At 67.4% G+C, this 24754-nt stretch carries 25 protein-coding genes; 4 read left to right on the forward strand and 21 right to left on the reverse strand.

Features of this window, described 5'->3' with window-relative positions:
- Nucleotides 1-12 precede the first annotated feature (12 nt).
- Nucleotides 13-378: a hypothetical protein gene (locus tag ACTMTJ_RS14140; RefSeq protein WP_441216815.1), complete on the forward strand. Its 366-nt coding sequence runs from the start codon at nucleotides 13-15 to the stop codon at nucleotides 376-378.
- Here the strand turns inward: ACTMTJ_RS14140 and ACTMTJ_RS14145 are convergent.
- On the reverse strand, nucleotides 369-977 hold the full coding sequence (locus ACTMTJ_RS14145) for a hypothetical protein (RefSeq protein WP_441216816.1): 609 nt from the start codon (nucleotides 975-977) through the stop codon (nucleotides 369-371). The genes ACTMTJ_RS14140 and ACTMTJ_RS14145 overlap by 10 nt on opposite strands.
- Nucleotides 978-1137: 160 nt before the next feature.
- Here ACTMTJ_RS14145 and ACTMTJ_RS14150 point away from each other — a divergent pair, with 160 nt between their 5' ends.
- Both ACTMTJ_RS14150 and ACTMTJ_RS14155 read left to right on the forward strand, forming a co-directional pair.
- A complete protein-coding gene (locus ACTMTJ_RS14150; RefSeq protein WP_441216817.1) occupies nucleotides 1138-3144 on the forward strand; it encodes a histidine kinase in 2007 nt (668 codons plus the stop codon).
- Entirely contained in the window at nucleotides 3141-3815 is a 675-nt protein-coding gene (locus tag ACTMTJ_RS14155) for a response regulator transcription factor (protein ID WP_441216818.1), read from the forward strand. The genes ACTMTJ_RS14150 and ACTMTJ_RS14155 overlap by 4 nt, the downstream gene beginning before the upstream one ends.
- Nucleotides 3816-3833: 18 nt before the next feature.
- Here the strand turns inward: ACTMTJ_RS14155 and ACTMTJ_RS14160 are convergent, their stop codons facing one another.
- The 19 genes from ACTMTJ_RS14160 to ACTMTJ_RS14250 all read right to left on the reverse strand — a co-directional run bounded on the left by ACTMTJ_RS14160 (nucleotide 3834) and on the right by ACTMTJ_RS14250 (nucleotide 21706).
- On the reverse strand, nucleotides 3834-4268 hold the full coding sequence (locus ACTMTJ_RS14160; RefSeq protein ID WP_441216819.1) for a VOC family protein: 435 nt from the start codon (nucleotides 4266-4268) through the stop codon (nucleotides 3834-3836).
- 125 nt (nucleotides 4269-4393) lie between these two features.
- Complete coding sequence (locus ACTMTJ_RS14165; RefSeq protein WP_441216820.1) at nucleotides 4394-5956, reverse strand: carbamoyltransferase C-terminal domain-containing protein; 1563 nt, start codon at nucleotides 5954-5956, stop codon at nucleotides 4394-4396.
- Between the two features lie 69 nt (nucleotides 5957-6025).
- Nucleotides 6026-6541, reverse strand: coding sequence for an N-acetyltransferase family protein (locus tag ACTMTJ_RS14170; RefSeq protein WP_441216821.1), 516 nt, complete (start codon nucleotides 6539-6541; stop codon nucleotides 6026-6028).
- 90 nt (nucleotides 6542-6631) lie between these two features.
- Complete coding sequence (locus tag ACTMTJ_RS14175; protein WP_441216822.1) at nucleotides 6632-7267, reverse strand: uridine kinase family protein; 636 nt, start codon at nucleotides 7265-7267, stop codon at nucleotides 6632-6634.
- A 9-nt stretch (nucleotides 7268-7276) separates the two neighbouring features.
- Nucleotides 7277-9151, reverse strand: a complete 1875-nt coding sequence (locus ACTMTJ_RS14180) for a galactosyltransferase-related protein (RefSeq protein ID WP_441216823.1) — start codon at nucleotides 9149-9151, stop codon at nucleotides 7277-7279.
- Complete coding sequence (locus ACTMTJ_RS14185) at nucleotides 9148-10122, reverse strand: branched-chain amino acid transaminase (RefSeq protein ID WP_441216824.1); 975 nt, start codon at nucleotides 10120-10122, stop codon at nucleotides 9148-9150. The genes ACTMTJ_RS14180 and ACTMTJ_RS14185 overlap by 4 nt, the downstream gene beginning before the upstream one ends.
- Nucleotides 10119-10781, reverse strand: a complete 663-nt coding sequence (locus ACTMTJ_RS14190; protein WP_441216825.1) for a transaldolase family protein — start codon at nucleotides 10779-10781, stop codon at nucleotides 10119-10121. Before ACTMTJ_RS14190 ends, ACTMTJ_RS14185 begins: the two co-directional genes overlap by 4 nt.
- Nucleotides 10762-11358, reverse strand: coding sequence for a D-glycero-alpha-D-manno-heptose-1,7-bisphosphate 7-phosphatase (locus tag ACTMTJ_RS14195; protein ID WP_441216826.1), 597 nt, complete (start codon nucleotides 11356-11358; stop codon nucleotides 10762-10764). Before ACTMTJ_RS14195 ends, ACTMTJ_RS14190 begins: the two co-directional genes overlap by 20 nt.
- An 11-nt stretch (nucleotides 11359-11369) precedes the next feature.
- Complete coding sequence (locus tag ACTMTJ_RS14200; protein WP_441216827.1) at nucleotides 11370-11999, reverse strand: SIS domain-containing protein; 630 nt, start codon at nucleotides 11997-11999, stop codon at nucleotides 11370-11372.
- Between the two features lie 19 nt (nucleotides 12000-12018).
- Nucleotides 12019-13023: a GHMP family kinase ATP-binding protein gene (locus ACTMTJ_RS14205; protein ID WP_441216828.1), complete on the reverse strand. Its 1005-nt coding sequence runs from the start codon at nucleotides 13021-13023 to the stop codon at nucleotides 12019-12021.
- Nucleotides 13020-13952 carry an NAD-dependent epimerase/dehydratase family protein gene (locus ACTMTJ_RS14210; protein ID WP_441216829.1) on the reverse strand — a complete coding sequence of 311 codons (933 nt, stop codon included), beginning with the start codon at nucleotides 13950-13952 and terminating at the stop codon, nucleotides 13020-13022. Before ACTMTJ_RS14210 ends, ACTMTJ_RS14205 begins: the two co-directional genes overlap by 4 nt.
- Nucleotides 13953-13960: 8 nt before the next feature.
- A complete protein-coding gene (locus tag ACTMTJ_RS14215) occupies nucleotides 13961-15373 on the reverse strand; it encodes an NUDIX domain-containing protein (RefSeq protein WP_441216830.1) in 1413 nt (470 codons plus the stop codon).
- Between the two features lie 261 nt (nucleotides 15374-15634).
- Nucleotides 15635-16708 carry an NAD-dependent epimerase/dehydratase family protein gene (locus tag ACTMTJ_RS14220; protein ID WP_441216831.1) on the reverse strand — a complete coding sequence of 358 codons (1074 nt, stop codon included), beginning with the start codon at nucleotides 16706-16708 and terminating at the stop codon, nucleotides 15635-15637.
- Nucleotides 16709-16774: 66 nt separating this feature from the next.
- Entirely contained in the window at nucleotides 16775-17530 is a 756-nt protein-coding gene (locus ACTMTJ_RS14225; protein ID WP_441216832.1) for a class I SAM-dependent methyltransferase, read from the reverse strand.
- Complete coding sequence (locus ACTMTJ_RS14230; RefSeq protein WP_441216833.1) at nucleotides 17520-18245, reverse strand: HAD family hydrolase; 726 nt, start codon at nucleotides 18243-18245, stop codon at nucleotides 17520-17522. Before ACTMTJ_RS14230 ends, ACTMTJ_RS14225 begins: the two co-directional genes overlap by 11 nt.
- Nucleotides 18242-19405, reverse strand: a complete 1164-nt coding sequence (locus ACTMTJ_RS14235) for a glycosyltransferase family 4 protein (protein ID WP_441216834.1) — start codon at nucleotides 19403-19405, stop codon at nucleotides 18242-18244. Before ACTMTJ_RS14235 ends, ACTMTJ_RS14230 begins: the two co-directional genes overlap by 4 nt.
- Nucleotides 19406-19429: 24 nt before the next feature.
- Nucleotides 19430-20242, reverse strand: coding sequence for an FkbM family methyltransferase (locus ACTMTJ_RS14240; RefSeq protein ID WP_441216835.1), 813 nt, complete (start codon nucleotides 20240-20242; stop codon nucleotides 19430-19432).
- A gap of 103 nt (nucleotides 20243-20345) precedes the next feature.
- Nucleotides 20346-21017 (reverse strand): phosphoribosylglycinamide formyltransferase, encoded by a 672-nt coding sequence (gene purN, locus ACTMTJ_RS14245; RefSeq protein WP_441216836.1) that lies wholly within the window; start codon nucleotides 21015-21017, stop codon nucleotides 20346-20348.
- A 56-nt stretch (nucleotides 21018-21073) separates the two neighbouring features.
- Nucleotides 21074-21706 carry a histidine phosphatase family protein gene (locus ACTMTJ_RS14250; protein ID WP_441216837.1) on the reverse strand — a complete coding sequence of 211 codons (633 nt, stop codon included), beginning with the start codon at nucleotides 21704-21706 and terminating at the stop codon, nucleotides 21074-21076.
- 208 nt (nucleotides 21707-21914) lie between these two features.
- On the opposite strand from ACTMTJ_RS14250, the gene ACTMTJ_RS14255 reads away from it, so the two are divergent.
- Nucleotides 21915-23099 (forward strand): MFS transporter, encoded by a 1185-nt coding sequence (locus ACTMTJ_RS14255; protein WP_441216838.1) that lies wholly within the window; start codon nucleotides 21915-21917, stop codon nucleotides 23097-23099.
- Between the two features lie 113 nt (nucleotides 23100-23212).
- Here the strand turns inward: ACTMTJ_RS14255 and ACTMTJ_RS14260 are convergent, their stop codons facing one another.
- Complete coding sequence (locus ACTMTJ_RS14260; protein ID WP_441216856.1) at nucleotides 23213-24205, reverse strand: LacI family DNA-binding transcriptional regulator; 993 nt, start codon at nucleotides 24203-24205, stop codon at nucleotides 23213-23215.
- Between the last annotated feature and the right edge of the window lie 549 nt (nucleotides 24206-24754).

Consider the following 24754-nt stretch of genomic DNA (forward strand, 5'->3'; position numbering starts at 1 on the left):
CACAATCTGCTCATGACCTCCACCGGCTCCTCGCGCCTGTCGCTGTGGTCCACCGATTCGGTGCTGTCGATCGGCTCACACGGTTCGATGCTGTCGATCGGCAGTGTCGGCTCGATCGCCTCCGTTGGCAGCATCGGCTCCGCCGGGTCGATCCTGTCCGTCGGCTCCGCGCTCTCGACCGGATCGGCCCTGTCCTGGCGGTCGCGCTGGTCGCTGCTGTCCGACCAGTCCTTCGGGACCGCGATGGCCTCGCGCGGCGGCGCCCGCGCGGTCGTCGGGCCGCCCGCGGTGTTGGCGGCGGTCGCGGTCGCCGCCTACGCCGGCTACCTGCTGACGCGCCGCCGCCAACCGGCCGCGGGCCGATCAGGTCATCGGTAGTCGGCACCCGTCGTTCCGCGGGTCGCGGCCGCGCGCGGCCGAGCCGGCGACTCCGCCGGAACCTCCAGCCGCAGCGCGACTCCCAGGGTGAGCCAGACCAGGCCGATGCCGGTGATCGCGGGCGTGTTCGGCATGCCGAAGACCGCGAAGGCGGGCAGCTCCACGGCGAACGGGTACAGGCCGCAGGCCAGTGGCGCGAAGCGGCGCCAGCCGTGCCAGCGGCCGGTGCGCAGGACCTCGACGCCGGTCAGGGTCATGCCCAGGCCGATCAGCGGGTCGCCGGCGCCGAACATAGCCTTGGCGACCGTGAAGTCCACCCCGACCGTCAGCTCCGCCGCCGCGATCAGCGCCCAGCCCAGGCCGGCGAGCGGCAGGCCGATCCGGGGCAGCCGGCCGGAGCCGGCGGCACCGGACGCGGCGAGCGCGAGTACTCCGGTGAGGACCAGCAGGTGCGAGGTGGTTGTCGCGATCGTGAACGCCAGGCCGGGGTGCTCCGGGTCCACGGGATTGACGAACTGGGCGACGCCCACGGCCAGGTGCAGCAACGCGCCGGCGATCAGGGTGGACGTGGCCGCGCGGCCGAGCCTCGTGATGTCCATGGCTTCTCTCCACTCAGTCGGTGATTGAGCCGACCGTAGGAACAGCAGGGGTTCGCCCGGAACGTGGCGGGGACACAGTGCCGACCCCGTGGCCAGCCTCGGGGTGGGACCGCGGAGCACCTCCTGGACCGGCGCGACGGCTCCGGGGCACGATCCATGGGTGGCGAGTCGGGTTCGGCGGACGGTGGCCGCCTTCGGCCTGTTCGGGCTGGCGGCGGTGTGCGCGGTCGCGGCCCTGGTGGGCGCGGTCGTCGCCGGCTACGACCTCGACGAGGCGATCCGGGTGTTCGTGCTCCCGCAGGCCGTCATCGGCGTGTCGTTCGCGGTCAGCGGTGTGCTCATCGCGTGGCAGCGTCCGGGCAACCCGGTGGGGTGGCTGGTGCTGTCCGCCGGGTGCGTGCAGACGGCCACCGCCGCCGCGGTGCCCTGGGTCGACATCGGCGTCCGCGACGGCTGGCCGGAGGTGGTGCTGCGCGGCCTCGCGACCGTCTACGCGTACGCCTGGCCGTGGGGGATCTCCCTGTGCGTCCCGCTGGCGCTGCTGCTGTTCCCGGACGGCACGTTGCCCGGCCGGCGATGGCGGCCGGTGGTCTGGCTGGTCGTGGCCGGCAGCGTGTTCTTCGTCGCCGCGCTCGGCGGTGAGGGTGCCCAGCTGAAGGCGCCGCTGGCGCGGGCCTGGTTCGTGGTGCCCGGATATGACGACCTCGACACGCTGTGGCTTGTGGCCAAGATCGCGAACGTGCTCGTCAACGCGGTGGTGCTGGCCAGCCTGGTGGTCCGGTACCGGGCCGGCGACGCGGTGCTGCGCCGGCAGGTTCGCTGGCTGCTGCTGGCGGCCCTGCTGTCCGCGGCCGCGCTGGTACCGCAGCCGTTGTTCGGCGTCGGGCCGGTGCTGTTGTTCCTGGCGCTGGCGTTCATCCCGGTGGCGATCATGTTCGCGGTGCTGCGGTACCGCCTCTTCGACATCGACCTCGTCGTGCGCCGCTCCCTCGTCTACGGCGTGCTGTCCCTCGGCATCACCGCGACCTACGCGGCCCTCGCCGCCGCGCCCGGCCTCACGTTGGGCAGCCGGATCCCGGTCGAGCTCGCCGTGGCGCTGACCATCGTCGCCGCGGTGGCGTTCCAGCCGGTCCGGCGCCGCCTGGACGCCCTGGCGGACCGCTGGGTGTTCGGACCCCGGGTAAACCGCTATCAGCTGCTCACCGCGTTCGGCGCCGGCCTGGAACAGACCCTCGACCTGCGCGAGCTGCTACCGGAGCTGGCCGCCACCGTGCGGCGCGGGCTCGCCGCGAGCTGGGTACGGGTGTCGCTGCCCGGCACCGCCGCGCTCGCGGGCGAGCCCGACGGCCGCACCGCGCTGGAGGTGCCGCTGGAGCGCAACGGCGAGAGCGTCGGGCGCATCGAGTGCGGCGCCAAGGACGGCGGCTACGACCCGGACGACGTGCAGCTGCTGACCACACTCGCAGGGCAGGCCGCCACCGCGATCGCCAACGTGCGGCTGACCGCCGAGCTCGCGCGGCGGCTGGAGGAGCTGTCCCGGTCGCGGGCCCGCATCGTGGCCGCGCAGGACAGCGAACGCCGCCGCATCGAGCGGGACCTGCACGACGGGGCCCAGCAGCATGTCGTCGCGCTGATCACGAAGCTGCGCCTGGTCCGCAACCAGCTGGCCCGTGGCGAACGCTCCGCCGACAAAGCACTCGACGAGCTACAGGCCGACGCCCGGGAGCTACTCGCCGACCTGCGCGACCTGGCACACGGCATCCACCCGCCGGTGCTGTCCGACCGCGGTCTCGTGGCCGCCGTCGAAGCCCGCGCCGACCGGCTCCCCCTCGACATCGTCGTACACGCCGAACCCGCCCTGTACGACCGCCGGTTCGGTGCCGCCGTCGAGGCGGCCGCCTACTTCACCGTCTGCGAGGCCTTGACCAACGTCGTGAAACACGCCCGCACCGACGCGGCACGGATCGCGCTGACCGTCACCGACGGCCACCTGGCGATCGTCGTACACGACGACGGCGTCGGCTTTCCCGGCACGGTCACCGCCGGCCGCGGCCTGACCAACCTGCGCGACCGCATCGAGACGCTCGACGGCACGATGCACATCGAGGGCCGGGCCGGCGCCGGCACCCGCCTGCGCGCCGAGATCCCCATCGGAGGTACCCCATGAGCGACCCGCTGCGCGTCGTCATCGCCGAGGACAACTACCTGGTCCGCGAAGGCACCCGCAGGCTGCTCGAGGACTCCGGCGAGATCGACGTCCTCGCCGCGGTGGGTGACGCCGACCAGCTGCGCCACGCGGTACGCCGTCTCACCCCCGACGCCGTCCTCACGGACATCCGCATGCCGCCCGGCCACCACATGGAGGGAATCGAGGCCGCGCACGCCATCCGCGCCGAGCACCCCGGCATCGGCGTGGCCGTGCTGTCACAGCACACCGACGAGAGCTACGCGTTCGCCCTGCTCCGCGACGGCACCACCGGGCTGGCGTACCTGCTCAAGGACCGCCTCGGCGATCTGGAAGAGCTGATCCGCGCACTCCGGGAGGTGGCCCGCGGCGGCTCGGTCATCGACCCCCAGGTGGTGGACGCCCTGGTCGCCCGCCGCACGCGCACCACGACGTCGGCACTGGCCGCCCTGACCCCGCGCGAGCTCGACGTCCTGCGCGAGATGGCCCAGGGCAAGACCAACGCCGGCATCGAACAGGCGCTGCACCTGTCAAGCTCGACGATCGAGAAACACGTCAACTCGATCTTCGGCAAGCTCGGCCTGGCGGACGAGCCGGTGCACCGCCGCGTGGCGGCCGTGCTGACCTTCCTCCGCCAGACACACGCCGCCTGACCGTGGTGTCGCGGGCGCTCAGTCGAGGCAGAACTCGTTGCCCTCGATGTCCTGCATCACGAGGCACGACTCGTTGACGCCGTCGGCTTTCAGCAGTCGCACGCGTACCGCGCCGAGCGGGAGCAGCCGTGCGCACTCGGCCTCGAGCGCGGCCAGGCGCTCTTCGCCCACCAGCCCGGTGCCGACCCGCACGTCGAGGTGCACCCGGTTCTTGACGACCTTGCCTTCGGGAACCCGCTGGAAGAACAGTCGCGGCCCGACGCCCGACGGATCGACGCACGCGAACGCCGAGCCCTGCTTCTCAGCCGGCAACGCGCGATCGAAGTCGTCCCAGGTGGCGAAACCGTCCGGCGGCGGCGGCACGACGTACCCCAACACCTCACACCAGAAACGGGCGACACGCTCGGGTGCCGCGCAATCGAAAGTGACCTGGAACTGCCTGACCGACGCCATCGGACCACCATAGAGCCGAGGTCTTTCGCCGTCGCCGCGGGCCCGCCCCGGCTCGATCGCGGGAGCGCCTCCGTGCGCGTGGACGGCTCAGGCCGGCGACGCCCGGCATCGCGTCGTCGCGAAGGTCAGCGAGGGGTGACGAAAGAATCGCCCACGACATAGCCGTCCAACCCTCGAGCCTCGCCATAGGCGATCAGGTCAGAGGTCCGGTTGATGAAGCCCTTGCCGGAGAAGTTCAAGGAGGTGTTACACAGCACGCTGTATCCGGTGAGCTCGCGGAAAGCGACAAGGAGCGAGCAGATCGCGGGGTTGTCCTCGAAGGTGACGGTTTGCACGCGCGCTGTGCCGTCGACGTGGGTAACGGCCGGTAGAGCGTCCGACTTGACCGTACTGAAGTACAGCATGTAGGGATCAGGCGAGGCACCGCTGAACCACATGCCCGCGTCCTCTTCCAGAACGATCGGCGCGATGGGGCGGTAGTCTTCCCGTTGCTTGATCGCATTTAGCCGGCGGGTGGTCTCGTTGCTGAACGGAGCGGCCAGGATAGACCTGTTTCCCAGCGCTCGCGGGCCGATCTCCCATCGCCCGCGGGCCCACCCGATGATGCCTCCGTCCAGCAGGAATCGTGCGACTTCGGCTGGGTCGAAGGGCTTTGTCAGGTACCTGGAACTGTCGAATGGGATATCGTCGACGAATTCGGAGCCGCCGTACACACTCCACGTGATGGAAGCAGAACCCGCATAGAAGTGTTGAGCGTCGATCGCCGTCCCCAGCGCCGATCCACTGTCGTTCGGGCAGGGAGGTACGAAAACATCGGCGAATAGACCGGATTCCCGCCAGCGTCGGTTCCATTCGCAGTTTAGTGCGCAGCCGCCGGACACCAGGAGCGGAAGCCCTTCGGTCAGGTTCTCGCGAGCGTAGTCGTAGAAGCGTTCGAAGATGGCGTCGGAGAGTCCAGCGGCGGCATTTCGGTAGACCGGGCTATGTAGTCCGACGTCGTGAAGGGGCGACTCTCGAAGCGCGGCCTTCAGTCGGCCGGTGATCACCTCGGTTTGCGCGAGGATGAAATCCACGACGGCCTGTTCGCCGGGATCATTTTGGCGATCATCGGCAAAACCGGCCAACGCCATTTGCTTTCCGGCATCCTCGAGGCGCATGAACTCTTGGCTCGCGGGAAACTTCGGGTCGGCGAGTGCGAATAGGAAACCGTACTTGTTTCCGGGGTAGGTCAGGACCTCGCGGAGATGACTGACCCGTCCCTCTTCGTCGATCCGGTAGAAGGAACCGATGTTTCCTTCCCAAACGAGGCAGTAGCAAGGCTGCCCGGCCTCGACGGACGACATGCCGTACGCGGCCATGATGTGCGACCGCTCGTGCGTCGACGAGAAGACCCGCACCGGCTTGCCGAAGAACCGTCCCGCCTCGTCCGAGACCGAGGCCGGCCCGACGCCGTAGTATCCGGTGCGCGAACTGGGATCCATCGCCTGATACCCTTTGATCCATCCGCCGAGCGCGATGACATCCGGCTCTCTGGGCAGCTTGGACGCGGCAAGGGCGAAGACTTCGGCGGTAAGGCTGGAATAGCGGAGGCGGGAGTCTTTCTCAGCCTCCAGTGAAAATAGTAGGGCGCCATTGTCGATTGCGGCGATGGTCCCGTCGTGTCCTTCTTTGAAGGAGAGAATAAGCATCGCGCGCGTCCTCCGTATTGGCGAAAATCGGGGTCGGCATCGTGGGATGTGGCGATAGGTCTATGGGATTCAGGAAGAAGGCTCGTGTGCCTCCACGGAACCGAGGCTGAGGACCATGGTGTCGGCATACTCGAAGGACTCCACCGTCTGGAACCTTTCGGATGCGTACAGTTGGGCGGCGACATTGGCACGCTCCACGCTGAGCGAGACTCTTTTGATCCCGGACTGCCGAGCCCTCTCCAAAAGCGCCCGCAATATGGCACGGCCGATGCCTTTTCGTCGATGTTCGCCGGCGACTCCCATCCCCAACTCGGGCACATCGTCACCGACATAGCCGTAACCCGGTCGATCTGCGGTGAAGTAGCGCAGCCACGCCGCACCCAACCGGGCACCGCGCTCGTCGACGGCTAGCACTCCCAGGTCCGTCGGCCGCATCCACCCCTCCACATATCTGGCAAAATCGGGGTTGGCCAACACCTGGTCCTTTGGCATATTGCGGTCCGACTGCCAGTTTACCGACTCGACCAGCATGTCGGCCATAAAATCGAAGTCCTCAGCAACCGCTGAACGTATAGTGAACGACACGAACCTGTTTTCCTGCCTCGCTCAGTCCGATGTACCTGGCTGTCACAAATCGCTCGTAGGCCGGCGCGACCCGTCGATATGAGGCCGATTTCAGGCCCGCGCCCACCGTATTACCACGAACTGATCGACGCCGTAACCGTCGACGGAACTGTCGACGACGAGGTCGGCGTGGTGTGCCGGATGCTGTGTGGCGATGTACTCGTCCTCGGCCGGCATCCACTCGTCCACCCACATCGACCGGGCCTCTTCGCCATCTCGCTCCAAGCCGCGACCCAATCGGGTGCGCGGATCGGCTTGGCAGAAGATCGTGTAGGTGTAACGATCCCGAAGCGTCTCCTCCAGGCAGTAGACGCCTTCGATGATGATCGGGCGGCCGGCGGGCACCTCGATCCACTCTGCCAACTCGTCCTCGTTCCAGTCGTAACGCTGATAGCGCACCGCCGCCCCGGTGCTCGCCGGCCGTATCACCTGCTCCGTCAACCGTGGCCAATCGAAGTGCGACGCGATCTCGCCGACGCGGCTGCCCTGATCCTTACTCGGCAGGTAAAAGTCGTCGACGTGGACGATTACCGCCCCGGGTATTGCCACCGCGAATGCCGCCGCCAGAGTGCTCTTGCCCGAGGCGCCCGGCCCGTCGATTCCGACCAGGATCCGGGGCCGCCCTTGCCCCCGACGGCGCACATCTTCGGCAAGCGCATTGATATCAAGTACCGCAGAATTCACCATGACGCCTCATCATGCCGTCGTCGCTGAATCAGCCGTGTTGGGCGGCCGGTGGACGTCTCCGAACGTGCTCGACCGCCCTTCGGCATGACGCAGTAGCCAGTCGTTGGTCCGTCGACCGTCGTCTTCCATGACGGCCCGCGGATGGTAGAGGTGTGGGAGGTCGAAAGTAAATTGAGCCACCTCTGTATGCGCCTCGACCCTGTCGAAGAACTCGTTGTCCTCGTCACCCCAGCCCTGATATCGCTCGTCGAATCCCCCGACAGCATAGAACAGGTCGGTCTCCACGAAGATGCAGCCGCCGCGATGTGTCATCAAACGGTAACCATTGCATTCGTCTTCGTCAGTGCGAGCATCATCGTCCAGCAACCGCCGCCGGATTGCCAGCTCGCTCGACTGTTCGTCCAGGTGGAGAAGGCTCGACAGGGGAAGCAGCCCGCGACAGCCGGTTACCGACATGAAGTCGCAGGCGGATTCCAACAATGTGCGGGGAAGCAAGACGTCGGCGTCGAGGAAACACAGGTATCGCTCGGCGCGGCCGGTCGCGACGGCACCGACGTTGTGGGCCCACGCTCGTTGGTACTGCCCGCCGTGCGACGCGAACACGTAGCGGTCGACCATGGGCTCGATCACGGCTCGGTGTCGAGGATGACTGTCCTGCTCGACCGCGACGAGGTGGTACGCGGACCGTTCCAGTGTCTGGTCGTTGAGGGCGGCCAGTGCGGCGATCGTGTTTCGCAACCGGAGCCCCCCGGCGACGTCGCGGAAGTCGATCACGACAGTGAGCTGCCACGCGGAGCGCGGTGGCTGCCGCCGCGACTTCGCCGCACGGAGAATCTCGTCCTGGGTGACCGGAGCCACCTGTCGATGTGGGTCGTATCGGCCCCCGTACCACTGGTCGATGCGATTTCGTCGGTCGAAGGTGGTCAACGGCCCCCGTAGCGCGGTAGCGGCCGGTGGTCGCACCATCAGGAGGTTGCGCACCGCGTCGTTGACCGTGCGACGGCAGCGACGATCCAGCGGCGCCGCGGCCAGGGCGGCGAGCGCGGGTTCGAGTGGGGTCGGTAGGAATGCCCCTTTGGCGGTTTCGACGATCGCGGAGAGGATGGCTTGGGCGAGTCGTTCGGTCCGCCGCCACATCGGCGCGCAGATCCCCGGCGCCGCCGGATCCCACAGCGTGCTGAGCGCTCGCACCGCGACCTCGGCCAGTCGCGCGGCCTCGTTGACGTCGATGGGCGCGGGTCGGCTGTCCCCTTGCCGGGGCTCGACCACGTCGATCGCGAGCAGCCGGTCGACGACGTCGACGCCCGGCCACGTGGCGCGCGCGGCGTACCGGTCGAGCAGAGTGACACGGCCGAGCCCAGCGGCCTTGGCCGCCAGGGCCATCTGCATGGACGTGCCGACGAACCAGCATCCCGACACCGAGCCACCGAGCAGATCGAGGGCCCGCCCGATCATGCTGGTCGGGTCGGTGTGTTCGTCTTCCCGCACGACCGCGTCGATCGCCGGCAACCCATCGAGAAGTTCGAGTTGCCGGACCACCGCGCCGACCCGGACGCCCGCGGATCGCAGGCGGGCGACCACCGCGTGTGCGTCCGCGTCCAGGTCGGCTCGGCGATCGCCGCGGGACAACGCTCGTGCACACGCCTGTGCCGCGCTGGCCGGCAATCCGAGCAACGCACACCACGCCGTCGCGGGAGACCCGGGTGGCGGGACAAAGTCTTCGGCCGCGAGCAATGCCTTGCACACGTCCTTGTCGTCAAGGCCCGCGACAGGCAAACCTTCGGCCGTCAGGCCTGCCAGGAGCTCGTCACCGTCGATACGCCAAAAGGTGTGGCGGGCCTCGAACAGGACCGCGCCGAGGGACGAATCCTTGCCAGCCGTCACAGTCCGTCCTCCTTCCCGCGCGAGCCGTCCTCGCCGGGCAGCACCGGCCCCGCGGTAAGCCAGCCGCGGCGGTCCGCCTGACCCTGCCGGCACGCCGCGTAGTATCGCTCTTGCAACTCGCGCGTCACCGGGCCCGGTTTCCGATCACCGATCTCGAGACCGTCGACGTCGACGACCGGTGTTATCTCGCACAAGGTGCCGGTGAGAAATACTTCATCCGCCACGTACAGCTCACTGCGCTCGACCTCCCGCTCGTCGACGCGCAGACCCAGCTCCGCGGTCAGCAACTCGATGGCGCTGCGCCGCGTAATACTCTCCAAAATGGAGGAGCCGACGTGCGGCGTGACGATCCTTCCGTCGCGCACGAGGAACACCGATGCTCCCCCCGTCTCGGCCACTTTGCCCTGCCGGTTGAGCAGGATCGCTTCGTCATAGCCATTCGACGTGGCCTCCATACGGGCGAACCGGAGGTTGTAGTAGCTCGCCGCCGCCTTGACCCGGGGCGGTGCGGAGGCGTCGTCGGCGCGCTGCCAGGAGGAGATCTGGCACCGGAGGCCACTCGTGATCGACTTCTCGCGCGGGGAGGGGAAGATCGCGACGAAGAAGCCGCAGTCGTCCGGGGATCCGCCCACGGAGTAGCGACCCTCCTCCAGGAACAGGGTGGGTCGGATGTAGACGTCCTCGCGGTACGGCATCGCGCTGAGCAAGTCGTGCAAGGCCCCGAGACACTCCTCGAACGTGACGATCCGCGGGATTCGCGCGACGCGCGCCGAGTCGGCCAACCGTCGCATGTGGTCGGGCATGTGTAGGAAGTAGTGGCGCGACTCCTGCTCGTTCCAGTAGCCCCGCATGCCTTCGAAAACGCTCGCCGCTCGAACGACGGCCTCCGTCCAGACGTGGACCGTCGCCTCTTCCCACGGTCGCACGGCATCCTTGAACCATATGTACGGTGGTTTCTCCAGCACGGTCACGAGCCGCTCCTTACCGCGTCGTCGAGGAACTGCTGGACGGTGACCCGGGCGTACTTGTGGTCCACCAGCTTGGTCATCACCGCCGGTGAGACGGTGATGCCGTGCGCACCGGCCCGCATGCAACGGATGACGTCACCGGGGCCGCGGACACTCGCGGCGATAAGCCTGGTCGGCATCTTCCAGTCATCGACCCAGCTACGGGCGGCGGCGACGACCTCGGCGCCGTGGCCGCTCTCGTCGTCGATGCGGCCGACCAGCACGCTGATGTGTTGTGCGCCGGCCTTCGCGGCCAGCATGACCTGCGGCAGCGACAGGCACGCGGTGCAGTTTACGGACACGCCCGTGCGGACCAGCTCGGAGATTTCCCGCAGCAACGGTTTGCCCTCCGGGGTGAGCACGGGGACCTTGACCACAAGGTTGGCGGCGATCCGCGACAGCTCGATCGCCTCCGCGACCAGGACGGGACCGGCAGCAGCCGAGACCTCGGCGTGGAGGGCGCCAGGCGCGATCATTGCCGCTAGTTTGGTGATGGCGTCGATGGCGTTTCCGGCGACGTCCCGGCGGACCACGGACGGGTTCGTGGTGACTCCGTCGAGCACGCCTTGCCCCCACCAGTAGCGGATTTGTGCCTCGTCGGCACTATCCAGCATCAGCAGCATCTACCACTCCCGTCAGAATCCGCTCCACACAGGTAAGGACGTCAGGCGCTACCAAGTCCGGCGAGGTCCCGGCGCGGACCGGGCACACATCGCATCGCACGGAGCCGATCCAGGCGGTTCTGCATCCGGCGGCGCTGCCCGCGCGCAGGTCGACATGGGTATCTCCGATAAACCAACAGTCCGCCGGCCGGACTCCGAAATCGTGGCACGCGCGCAACAGCAGGCCAGGCCGCGGTTTGCGGTTCGGACATTCGTCATGACGTAGGCGCGGGTCCAACGACTGGGGATGGTGCAAGCAGTAGTAGTAGCGGTCCAGCCGCGCTCCGCTGTCGCGGAGGTGCGTGGCGATCTCCGCGGTAACCGCATGGAGCTGACCGCGGCTCAGCTTGCCTTTGGCCACTCCCGGCTGGTTGGACACGACAGCACACGGTATGTCGCGTTGGTTCACCCGGCGGACCGCTTCGGCCGCGCCGGCTGTCAGCCGCACCTGGGCCCGATTGGATGGTGAATCGACAAGTCCGAGGTCGGGCTCACGCCACAGCTCGTTGAGAACGCCGTCCCGGTCGAACAGGATCATGGCTGGCTTGGTCACGGCCGGAGTGACTCCCAACGCGGCACCACCTGTTGAAGGAGCGGATGGGTGGCGAGCATGTGCCAGACCACGGCTTGGAAGATCTCCGTGTGTGTGGTGCGCAAACCTGCGTCCTCGATCGGTATCCGCACGCAGAGGTCGGCCAACCTGGCGGTCTCACCGCCATCCGGGCCGACGATGCCGACGGTGAAGGCGCCCGCGGCGCGACCCAGCTTTACCGCCTCGATGAGGTTTTCGCTCACCGGTGGGTCTTCGCTGCCCCCGCCGACCGACAGGACGAGAAGCACATCCTGTGCCCCGATGCGGCTGACAAGCAACCAGCGTGTGAATGCCTGCCGCCACCCGTAGTCGTTGGCCGCGGCGGTCAGCGAGGCAGGGCTGTCGGCCGGTGTGTACGCCTCGATGTTCGCCAGGCCGCGTAGATCACACGCCGCGTGCGACGCGTTGGCCGCGCTACCGCCGAGGCCGACGATGAACACCCGGCCGGCGACCCGACGGGTTTCCGCCAGCCGGCCCGCGAGGCGGTCCACCGCTTCATGATCAAAACGCTGGGCGGTCGCCACGAGTTCGTTGAGGAACCGCTCGCTGAAACCCCCGGTATTCGCGATCTGCGGGATGGACGTCATGAAGACACCTTCCTCGTAGCTACCACGACAGGGCCGACGGTCGAACGACCGTCGTGCCCTGCGACTCGAAATGGAACGGGACGTGGCGCAAACCATGATTCGCGAGCGCGTTCGCGAGTGCGGGCGCCGAATCAGGATCGGCATACACCAGAAGGAAGCCACCGCCACCGGCGCCAACGATCTTGCCAGCCTTGGCACCGTTTCGGCGGGCCACGTCCAGGTACTCGTCCCACCGACCGTCCTTGTCCCGCACGCGCTTGAGCTCCCAGTGCTCGGACATCAGCACCGGGATGTCGTCCAGCCGTCCGGACTCCAAGGCGACACGGGTCCGGGCACCCAACTCACGGATCTGATGGAGGGCCTCTATCCGCGCCCGCAGACCGGCCTGCGTGGGTGGTGCGTGAAGCGACCCGGCGCTGTCGCGCCGTTGGCCGGTGTAGAACAGGTGCAACCTCCGGTCGAGGGCCTCGAGCACGTCCGGTGCGATGTCCAGCTCGGGCGCCCGCACCTCACCCCTCGAGCTGATGATCAGCCGTCGCATCCCGCCCAGCGCGCAGGCGTAGTGGTCCTGCCGTCCGACCGGTCGCCCGAGCCGCTCGTTTTCCAGCTGGAAGGCGTGCTCGGCCAGTTCCATCCGGCTTGGTTGCCGCCCGGCCAGTTCGTACAGCGCCGCCAATGTGCTCACCGTGAAGGCACCCGAGCTGCCCAGACCGGTGCCGGAGGGCACCGGACCGAGCGACACGATCTCGGTCGGCTCCAGGATCCCGACCGCTTTCAGCGCCTCGGACACGTGCGGGTGTCCCAGACCGTCCGGCGACCGGGCCACGTCCGTCCGCTCGTAGCTGTAGCGGAACAGCCCGTCGACGCGCCCGCGGCGGGCGACGACGGTTACCGGTAGCGAGACGGCCGCCGTGATCATGTCACCGCCGAACCGCTCCGCGTAGAAAGGTAGGTCGGTCCCGCCCCCGCCGAGGGTGAGCCGCAGCGGGGTACTGGCCACTACGAGGCCCTTGTCGCCTGTCATGGCTTGACGCCGCGGGACGTGAGGATGCGGGCGGCCGCGATCCGGACCGCCTCGGCGGCGCTGTGCCCAGGGGCCCAACCCGTCGACAGCGCTCGCTCGATGTCGAGTTCGACCACGGGTTGGTCGCCCGCCCAGGAAAGCGGTGCGTCCGTCGGGACGATACGCGGCGCCGGCAGCTCCATGGCGGCGGCGACAGCGGCCGCCACGCCCGCGACGTCGAGGCTGCCGCCGGCGGCGAGGTTGACGACGTCGACCAGATCGTCGCGGGCCGGCCGGTCCCTTATCCACCTCATGCCGGCGACCACGTCGTCGACGAGCACATAGCTCTTTCGCTGCCGGCCATCGCCAAGCACGTGGAGCTCGTCTGGGTTGTCGGAGAGTTTGGTGACGAAGTCACGGATGATCCCGCGCCCCATGCCTCCGCCGACCACGTTGCCGAGCCGGAAGATCCGGCCACGCAGTCCGAACGTATGCGCGTAGGCCGAGATGAGCCCCTCACACGCGAGCTTTCCGGCGGCGTACAGCGAACACGGCAACAGCGGGCCGTCGCTCTCGCGCGCCACCGGCGCCCCGTTGTCGCCGTACACGCCACTCGTCGACGGAAACACGATCAGCGGCGTCGCATGGTCGCGCATGGAGTCGAGAACACGTTGGGTGAGAAGGATCGACTCACGGATGTCGACCGATGTGTCCCTGGCGCCCAGCGGTATGTCGGCGTTCGCCGCGAAGTGCCAGACCTCCTGGACGCCGGGCATGACCTCGGGCAGCGTGCGGGCCAGATCACCGGTCACGTAGCGCAGCCGCGGCGAGTCCAACAGATCCGTCAATCGCCATGGGTCGGGCGCGAGATCGCTGGCGACGACATCGTGTCCGTCCGCGTGCAAGGCCCGAGTGACATGTGCGCCCACGAAACCGGCGGCGCCGGTCACCAGTACCGTCACCGGACTTCCTCCCCCGTGGTGGACCGCGTCTGGGTGAGGTCGAAGGTCACGGCCAGCGCCGCAAGGGTCGGCGCGTCGCTGAGCAACCCGGACCGTATGTGGGCGGACAGGTCGCGCCGGGAAACGAGGCGCGTCCGCAGGCCGGCCTCACTCGCGTCGGGCGTCGCCTGTTTCCGGTGCGCCGGCACGACCTGTACCAGAGAGAAGCCGTGACTCGCCCAGTCGCCCGCCTCGTGAAACCGTCCGGGTAGCAGCCGCGCCTCGGCGCCGATCCATCCGGTTTCCTCGCGAAGCTCGCGCAGCGCCGCGTCGACGACGTCTTCGTCGCGACCTTGCGCCCCTTGTGGGAACTCCAGGCTCCAGCGCCCGATGGCGTACCGATACTGCTCGGTCATCAGCAGGCGCCCGTCGGGAAACTCGCACACGACGACGACGAAGTCAGCGCGGGAGACCACGGCGAAATTCGAGACCGACCCGTCATCGAGCTGGATCGAGTCCTCGCGCACGGACATCCAGTCGCTCCTGAAGACGGTCCTGCTGTCCAGCCGGCGTTTGGTCGGCCTCCGGTACGGCGTGTCCCGGGGGCTCGGCGGACCCGGCGAACGCGACGCCGGCGGGGTGAGCCGCGGCAGCGTGCCGGTGCTGACCAGTCGGATGAACTCGGCATAGCCTTCCGGCGAGCCGATCTCGTAGAACCTGTGGTCAACCGGCACCGCGCCAAGGTCCCGACTGTCGATCATCGATTGAAACAGGACGTCGAGATCCACCGGGAACAGGTGAGGGATCCGCACGATGACGGAACGCCGCATGATCGCGATGCCGTAGTCGATGTATGCGAAGACCCCAGGACCTGCCTGCTTGTCGTACACCGTCACGCGGTCCCCGGCGACCGCGACGTTACTCGGCACCAACCAGTCCCGGTTGTGCAGCACCGCCATGCTGGCTTCCGTCCCGATGGCCCGATGCCGCCGTACCAGCTCGCGCAGATCGACAGGGGTGTAGGTGTCGCCCAGCAGGAGAATGAACTCCTCCTCGACCATCGCGGCGGCGGCACGAAGGCAACCGGCGGTCCCGAGTGGCTCCACTTCCACAGTGGACGTGACACACAGGTCGGGTGGGCGGTGTCGCTCGACCGCGTCGAGGACCGCGTCGGCGCCCACGCCCAGGCACATGTGTAACCGCCGGACGCCCTGCGTCGCCAGCAGTGCCAGCACGTAGGCCAGGAACGGACGACCCTGCACGCCGGCGAGGATCTTGGGGGTCCCGGGCGGGAGTTTCGCGGAGAGCCTCGTGCCCATGCCGCCGGCGACCATCACGACCTGCGGCACGACATCGACGGTGGGTTGGCGATCGCGTTCGGCGGCAGCGCCCTCGACGGCGGCACGATACGTCGGATCACTGACCTGCATAAAATTCCACCATCCGCATGGACGTCGGACGCGTTGACCAAACCTTGGCGACGATCCTCCCCGAAGCGGAAGAGAACATGCCGCGGCGGAGTCGAATAAGTTTGGCGACGGCGACACGGAGGTGAGCGACGCACCCCCGTGCCCTTACATTTACAGCCATCTCTGACTATAAGTGTCTCGTTCGGTCGTTGCAAGACTTGACAAGAAGCTTGGTTCGAGTCTTGCCGCTCGACGTCGACAACCCGATGCAGGCGATCGCGGTCATCTTGTCGGTTTCCAGTTGCCCATATTCTCCTCGTATATCTCTACAAGCGTGGCCGGCACGTCGTACGTCGGGGACCAGGACGGATAGTGTGACCTCCATTTGGCCATGCTGCTGACCCACCATATATGGTCACCGATTCGATTTTGCTCATGGTAGGTTACCCGCATCTCGTTTCCGGAGATCTTCTCTGCCAGCGCGATCGCCTCCAGATTGGAAACGTTGGCGTGCCGGCCGCCGCCCAGGTTGTAGACCTCGCCGCTGCGTGGACGGCGGAAGAATGCCTCGAAAGCCGCCACCACGTCGTGCGCGTGTATCGCGTCGCGAACCTGTTTTCCGTGGTAGCCGTACAGGTTGTACGTCCGCCGCTCCATGGCGCAACGCATCACATACGCGAGGAATCCGTGCAGTTCCGTTGCGGCGTGTGCCGGCCCGGTCAGGGTCCCGGCCCGAAAGCAGGCGGTTTTGAGACCGAAGTAGCGACCGTATTCCTGCACCATGATGTCGGCGGCGAGCTTGGAGGCACCGAAGATCGAGTGTAGGCAGCCGTCGATCGGCATGTCCTCGGTGACGCCTTCGTAGTACGGGTTACTCGGTTCGAGTTCCCATCTGGTGTCCAGCTCGACGAACGGCAGCGAGTTGGGCCGGTCGCCATAGACCTTGTTGGTGGAGCAATGAATGAACGGAGCGTCGGCACACTGCTCACGGACGTTCTGCAACAGATTGAGCGTACCCGTGGCGTTGATATCGAAATCGGTGAACGGGTCGCTTGCCGCCCAGTCGTGCGACGGCTGTGCCGCGGCGTGAACTACCAACACAATGTCGCGCCGGTATCGGCCGAATAGGCGAGAAATACCTTCCCGATCTCGGATGTCCATATGCTCGTGGTGATACGCGGCACCCAGGTCCTGCATGAGGCGCCTGACGTTGTTCGCGGTAGACGCCTCACCGCCGTAGAACCGAGCGCGCATGTCGTTGTCTATGCCCAACACGTCGAGGCCGATCCCCGCGAAATGACGTGCCGCCTCAGAGCCGATCAATCCGCCCGACCCCGTTACGAGTACGACGCTCATGATTCTCCAGGGACCGCGTGCCAGTGCCTGCGGGACGTTATTGTCATGATTTCCGCCTCGAGAGGATCAGGGAGCCTGGGCTTCGACAGCGAAATTGGCCTCGGGCACCTCGTCAGGAAACCTGATCGGGTGGACATCCGGCACGCAGCCCATGAAATAGCGCGTCTTGTCGGCGGGCAGCGCCTCGATGCCGTCGAAGCCGGCCGCCGACAACATCCGGATCACCATGTCGGGCGTGAGCAGGCTACGATGCTGGCCCCATTGGTGCGACATCCGGTTGATGTAGCGGGCCCACCGGAAGCCGTCGTCGTTCCACCGGTGTACGACCGAATCCGCCACCACCATCGGATCGCTCTCGGCTGCGGGGCCGAGCTGGAGCAGCCGCGCCACCTGCCTGGCGTCCGGCGACACGACGCGGATGACTCCGCCCGCGCGGAGCACGCGACGGCACTCGGCGAGCATGCCCGGCACGTCGTCGAGATAGAGGTGTTCGAAAAAATGCTCGGCCAGCACCGCCGCCACGGTGCCGGTCGCGGCGGGTATCCCCAGCAGGAGATCGGCTCGCCGTACCCGCGGGCCGCGGCGCCGAAGGTCGAGGCCGTACCAGCCGTCAGGCACTGTGCTACCCGAGCCCAAAGCTAGTCTCAGATCGTCGACGCGCCCCAGCAACCTTCGGGTCCTCGCGTTGCTCACCCACAGTGCGGCGTGCCGGAGGGGACGGGGAATCTCCGCGATCGACGCGCCGATCGCGGTCCGCCACCGGTATGGCGGTAGCCGCCATTCTCGTTCACCCGGCTCCTGCCAGCTCGGTTCACGCCCCATTCGAGTCTCGGTCCCTTCCCGGGTGACCGATGTGCGCCTCGATGTGTGACGCGACCTCGGTCAGCGAGGCGGCGGTCGGCCCGTGCCAGCTGACCGGGCGAAGCGCGTACCGATCGAAAAGGATGGCGGACCTCACGCCCGCCGCCAGACTGGCGGCCACGTCGCTGTGTGGGTCGTCGCCGACGAAGACACACGACTCGAGCGGAACACCCAGCCGTGCGGCCGCCCGCGCGAAGATCTTTCGATCCGGCTTGGCCACGCCTTCGAGTCGCGAGTCGAGGACCGTGTCGAAGAAGGACGCGATCCCGTGCCGGGCCAGGTCCCGATGGAGTTGTCCGTCGCCGTTGCTCACCGCACCCACGAGCAAACCCGCCCGCCGTATCGCGGTCAACGTCGGCACGGCGTGTTCGTCGAGAACGGACCACAGTGGATCGTCGTCGGTGTCCATCCGCTCCAGGACTCGCCAGATGGCCGGGCCGTCGTCGGGGGGCAGACCAGCGTGGCGCGCCCAGGACCGTGCCTTGTCGTCACCCGCCCAGAACGCCGACGGGTGGGGCTCCTTGGCGCCGGTCCAGACCGTCTCCGCCAATGCCTTCAGCGCGACGCCCGGCGGCAGCGGGTACCCGCGGCCGCGGAGCGTCGCTTGCCGGAAATGGCGTTCCTGGGGATGGATGATGACGCAGCCGATATCGAACAGAACAGCCCGTAGCCTCACGCGCCTCCACCCGGCCTTCCCACCGTGCCGGCGAGTGCCTCCTCGTATACCCCGATTACCTCGTTCGCCGTCCTGCCTATGTCGAAGTCCGAGACGTCCTTGGCCGCTCGGGTCACCAGCCGCCGCGCCAGCTGGTCGTCGGTCAGCAGCTCGGAGATCCTTTGTCCCAGTGCGGCGGGCTCGCCCGGCCTTACCAGGAGCGCGTTGCGGTCATGTACGAGAAAGCTGTCGAAGCCGGAAACCGTGGTGGCGACAAGTGGCCGCTCGGCCGCCATCGCTTCCAGCGCGGACAGCCCAAGCCCTTCGGCGTAGCTCGGCTGGACGACGAGGTGACAAGCCGCGTAGACGTCGGCCATGTCGCGGTGGGCTATCTCCTCGACGATCCGCACGGCCTCGGCCAGACCTAGTTCCGCGATCCGTTCCCGGATCCGTTGTGAATACTCGACCGAGCCGGAGTGTGCCGAGCCGGCCAGGACCACCAACGGGCGGGCCGGACCCATTATCGCCACGGCGGCGATGAGGTCGAGCTGGCCCTTGCGCGGGGTGAACCGGCTGGGGCACAAGACGACCGGACCGTCGGTCGACGACAGGCCGAGTATCGCCCTGCCGCGCTCGGCCGAGCCTTGGCGAAGCCATTGCACGTCGACGCCGGTGACCACGCGGCGAACGCGCTCTGCCGGGTAGCCGTGCCGCAACGCGGCGCGGGCATAGAAGTCGGAGGAAACCGTGACCAGCGTGAGCGGAAGCGAGTAGACGAACGTGGACCGGGCCTCGCCGAACCCGCCCGACTCGGTCGCCATCTCGTTGAACGTGCCGATCACCGGCACAGGCGGTTGGGCGATGGACGCCGACACGGCCGCGTCGTGCGAGAACACGTGCACAAGATCCGGCCGGCGCTGCCGGATGTGCTGCCAAAGAACGTGCGCCCGCGCGAACGTGTCGAACTCCCAGGCGATGGAATCAGCCGGGACGTCGCGGCCGACCGCGACGAAACGGCCACCCGCGCCGGTGACGGCGGCCCGTACCGCCGCGTCGGCCGCGCCGCAGACGACATCTACCTCGATGCCACGGGCGAGCAGCACGCCGATGACGGACTCGGCGATCACCTCGGCTCCACCGACGGCGGGAGGCAGTGCCGGGGCGACAACACAGACCCTCATGAGTCTTCCCTTCAGCACGACGTCCTAGCGCCGGAACAGACTGAGGTGGCCGTTCGTCTGGCGCCTACGCATGCCATGGCGGCCGAACGCCGAGATCACCGGCCCCGCGTCGATGTACTTGCGGTGGATCTCCACGACGACCGTGTCCACGATGTCCAACCAGCCTGTGTCGCCCTGCATGATCTGCTGTTCAGCACCCTCTACGTCTATCTTCATCAGATCGATCGACCTCAGTCCGTGTCGGCGGATGAAGGAGCTGACGGTGATGGACTCGACCTCGACCGGCGGCAAGACCAGGGCGCTCTCGAAGCGCGCGGCCCGGCCGGTCCGAGCGTCCACTACCGACTTGACCGTCGAACTCGACGCCCACCAGCGATTTGGATAGAACGGGATTCGACCGTCTCGATCCGATATGGCCAGCTGCTCTACAACCGCTTCGATCCCGTTCGCCGCGAAGTTCCTTGCGGCTACGGCGTTGTTTTCCGCCGCCGGGTCGACGCAGTAGAACCGTGCGTCCGTCGCCCAGCAGGACAGATAAACGCTCGCCAAGCCGATGTTCGAGCCGAAATCGACGACCGTTTCGGCCCGACCCAGCCATTCTCCGGTCACGTCCTGTAGCGCATTTTCGAGGAAGATCTCGCGGTACACGTGCCAGTCGCTGGCGTTTCGACGAATGGCCAGTCGGAGGTCTCGCCCGTTGACGCCTGTTCCTACGGTGGTAGCACGGCTTGACGCGAACGGCAGACCGAGAAAGGCACCGTGATACAGAAGGAGGTGGGCGGCGATACGCGGAAACTGTCGACGCGACGACACGGCCCTGACCCGGGCGAGATCCACCACGCATTCCCTCAACTCGCGACCAAGCAGCCACGGCAGGGTGCGGCTCGCGTCATCCCCGTCACGTCGCAGGCGGGGCCTGAATGGCATGACAACCCTCTTGTCAGACAGCCCGGCTGCGAACGAAATCGGCGCCGGACGGGCTGGCCTCGTCTGACCGCGGCCAGATCCGCGCCCTATTTCCTTCGATGACGACTCGGTCTTCTGCGAAGGCCTGGAGAATTCCCGGAAGTAGGCGGTCCTCCACTTCCGCCACCTTCGGATCGACCGTCGCCACCGTGTCGTCCACGTCGACCGGAATCGCACATTGAGCGATGATCGGACCGCCGGCTCCGGACAATGCCCGGCGCAGATGGAAGCTGACGCCGATAAGCTTGACGCCGTCCCGCAAGGGGGCGCCGATCGTGTCGGGCTCCTCGGCATAGGCGGGCAGCAGTGACGGATAGATGCTCAGTACACGATTCGGGAAGCGGTCCACAAGCGTGGCATCGACGACGTCCATGTAGCCCGCGGTGAACACGAAGTTGGCCCCGGCCGCGAGGAAAAACTCCGCTATTGCGGCGTCCCGCACCGAACGCGTGCCATACTTGTCGATCTCGAAGAGGCCCACGTGCGCGATGCCCGCGTCTCGAGCCACCTGCAACGCCGGGCACGGCATGTTGGCGGCAACGGCGACGACTGATCCCGGCGAGGGCTCGACTCCACATGCCCGCAGCGCCATCCGTAGCGCGACGCCTCGGCCCGAGACCATCATTCCGATCTTCAGCGCACCCATCCGCTACATCTCCCTACTAGCCGGAGTCACCGCTCCGGCGTCACGACGTCACCCGGCTACAGCTCGGCAAGAAGCTCGGCCACCGCACGCCCGTCCCATTCGACGCAGACTGTCCGCTCGGGCGTCACATCGAAGAGGCTCGCGCCACCGTTAGCCATCCACCGGCGGTGCCCGAACGCCGGGACAAGGTTTTCCGACATGTAAGTCAGCGCCAGTTGCAACAGCGTCTGATGGCTCACGACGACAACAGTGGCGTCGGCGGGCTGACTCTCCAAAATGCGTGTGACCACCATGCGGAACCGTTCGAGCGCATGCTGGCCCGACTCGCCTCCGGGCCCCAACTCGAAATCCAGATCACCGTGGATGAACCATCGCTCGAGCGCGAGGCTGAATCGCGCGAAACTGGCCTCGTCGGAACGCCCCTCCAGGTCCCCGACGTCACATTCACGCAACCGGTTGTCCTGGACGACGGGTATGCCGAGTCTTTCGGCGATGATTTCCGCACTTTGTGCCGCTCGCAACAAGGGACTTGAATAAATCGACGTCGGATTGCTCCCGCTCAGCAGCTCCGCAGCCCGTCGTATCTGTCCTACACCTTGCTGTGTAAGCTGACCGCCGGGCGATCCCGAGGTGATCACCATGCCAGCGTTGTGGTCTGTTTCCCCATGGCGAATGAAGACGATGCGCAACGAGTCGTGCCCCTCCGTGCCAACTCCGTTAGCCACCGATGATCACCCGGACCGCAACAGTCGGTTTCAATCAGGCGATCAGCCACCTCAGCTTGACCCAAGCGGTCGATGAAGTCAAGGGGAAACACCGCGAACAACATTGATGATCTACCATGGTCGGGTCACCTAGGCAAAGAAGTTGACCAATGCCAGGCCGAAGGAGCAAGCCATGGCGCGAGAAGCCGGACGGTCGCATCGCCGGTGGTGGATAGGTGTGCGTTTGGGGGTATTGACCAACGCAGCCTTCTATGCCACGATGGTCTTGACCCTGCCGCTGGCACTCGCCGACAAAGGTTTTGAGAAAAGCACGATAGCTTTCTTTTTCGCCATCGGCTCCGCCACCGCGGGAGTGCTCAATCTCAGCGTTGGGCCTCTTCTGCGCAAACGAGGCATCCCGTGGTGGAGTTTGGCCCTCGCCATTGCGTGCGGAATTGTCGGACTGCTAGGTGTCGGTTGGGCGACGGACCCGCTGGCGGCCTTGATATTCAGCCCGCTACTCGCCGCCATGACGCTGATCTTCCCGCTGCTCGTCGCGACGGCGAGCACCGCGTCATCGCAAAATGACTCCCGGCTGGCGAGCTCGATGCGCAGCACGTTCGTGATCGGCTATGTCATCGGTCTGTGTCTGGCCGCGCTGGCTCAATCAGCGCCGGAGCTCGGCGTACCGGTCGACGGTCTGGCACTGGCCGTCGTTCTCGCGTTCTGCAACTTGGCCGCGAGCTGGCTCATCCGCTCGCCGCGTCGTTCCGCCACTACCGAGCCAGCGGCACCGGCGGCAGAGTCGGTGTCACGAAGGGTGGCGCTGACCGCCACGATCGCCGTACTCGCTCTCGTCGCGGCGGACACCTTACGCCTCGTCTATCTGCCGCTCTACGTCGTCCATCGTGGACTGTCGCCGGAATGGGTCTCGATCCTCCTGCTCGCTGCCGTCGTCGCCGAACTGCCCATCCTGCCGGTGTTGGGGCGCTTGACAGAGAGGCTCGGCAGTCCCACCACCCTCGCAGTTGTCTGTGCCGTCGGAGTCATGTCGTTCGGCATGCTCGCGATCGGCGGCGGAGTTGTATTCCTGCTCGTTTCCCAGGCGATCTACGGCGCGTTCGCCGCGGGAGTACAAAGCGTCGGGGTCGTGCACCTCGGCAGCGTCCTGCGCGGCGGCCTCGGCGCCGGCGCGGGCCTTTTCACCACCCTCTTGCAGGTCGGTGCCTTGACCGGCCTGGTCGCCCCGCTGATGGTGCCCGGCTACACGGGTTCGATGTTCGTCATCGGCGCGCTGTTCTGCGTGCTCGGCGCACCGCTCGCGTTGACCGGCAGATGGGCGTCCACCCGGAGGGCGGTCGCCCGGTCACAACCATAGGCAGCGGCGGTCGAGCCGCGGCCCCGCCGCGGGCTTCAACCGCGGGCCCGGCGGGCACCCCAGGATCCCCCGCACGCGGTCCGCGGGTGGCGCGGGCGGATGTCGGTGAGCCGTCACGCGGCCGGGGACGAGGTGCTGGCGCGGAGGACGAGCTCGGGTGAGAGGAGGACGTGGTCGGGGGCGCTGGCGGCGGGCCGGGTGATCTGGTCGAGCAGGACGGCGAGGCTGCGGCGGCCGAGCTCGGCGAAGTCCTGGTGGATCGTGGTCAGTGGGGGCAGGAAGTAGCCGGAGTCGGGCATGTCGTCGAAGCCGACGACGCTGACGTCGTGCGGGACGCGGCGGCCGGCCTCCTGGAGGGCGCGGAGCACCCCGAGCGCGATCTGGTCGTTGCCGCAGAAGATGGCGGTCACCTCGGGGTCGCGGGCGAGTGCCTGGCCCTGCTCGTAGCCGGACTGGGCGCTCCACGAGCCGGGCTCGACCGGCGGGACCCGCGCGCCGGCAGCGTAGAGGGTGCCGCGCCAGCCCTCGACGCGTTCGCGGGCCTCCGGCCAGTCGGGCGGGCCCGCCACGTGGTGCACTGTGGAGTGTCCCAGGTCGAGCAGGTGTTGGGTGGCCAGGCGGGCGCCGGCGGCGTTGTCGATGCGCACGGTGGGCACGGCGTCGTCGTCGGCGCCGCCGCCCACGCCGACGCTGGCCAGGCCGGAGGGCACCTGGACGAGGGCGTTGGTGACGGCGGACTTGGGGGCGATCGCGATGATGCCCTCCACTGACTGTTGGCACAGTCGGTCGACGGCTTCGAGCACCGAGGGGCGTTCCAGGGTGCGGATCGAGGCCACGGTGACGAAGTAGCCGGCGGTGCGGGCCGCGTCCTCGATCCCGTAGAGCATCGAGGCCGGGCCGAAGAGCGTGGTCTCGAAGCCGATGACGCCGAGGGTGCCGGAGCGGCGGGTGACGAGGGTGCGGGCGGCGAGGTTGCGCCGGTAGTTGAGCGCCTGCATCGCCTCGAGGACCCGGCGCCGGGTCTCCTGGCGCACGTTGGGGTGCTCGTTGAGCACGCGGGACACGGTCTGGTGCGAGACGCCCGCGAGCCGGGCCACGTCTCGCATGACGGAGCCGCGGGGCTGGGGCGGCACCGTGCCCTCGGCCTTGGCGGCCTGCCCGTCGTCGGCCGCCGATCGCTTCGCTGCCACATCGCCCCCTGAGACCCAGTTGTTACCGATCACAAGTTAGCGCTCAGAGGCCGCGTGCGTTAGTCCTTCCCGGTGGCAACGCATCGGCAACAGATCGGGATCATCTCTTGACGCGTGAGTAGAGAACGGTAACATTCTCGTTCGCGGAGGGTGACACAGGCCACTCCCGCGGCCCACGTCAATCTCCCCTGGCGTGTGGGTCTCGCAGACCTGGATACGGCCAGCAGCACGACGCTCCTCGTTCTCCCGACGAGGCGCGTCACGGTTGTCTATGTTAACGCTCACCTAGCGGAGTGCGCACCAGTTTCGTGGCAGGAGGATGCGATGCTCAGGAGATTGTCCGCGGCGGTGGCCGTCGGCCTGCTGGCCGCCGTCACCGTGACGGCGTGTGGCGGCGATGACGGTGCCGGTTCTGGCAGCGGCTCGGACGATGGGAAGATCGTTCTCGGGTTTTCCCAGGTCGGT

Origin of the sequence: Phytohabitans sp. LJ34, from assembly GCF_052068095.1 — a bacterium.
Taxonomy (GTDB): domain Bacteria; phylum Actinomycetota; class Actinomycetes; order Mycobacteriales; family Micromonosporaceae; genus Phytohabitans.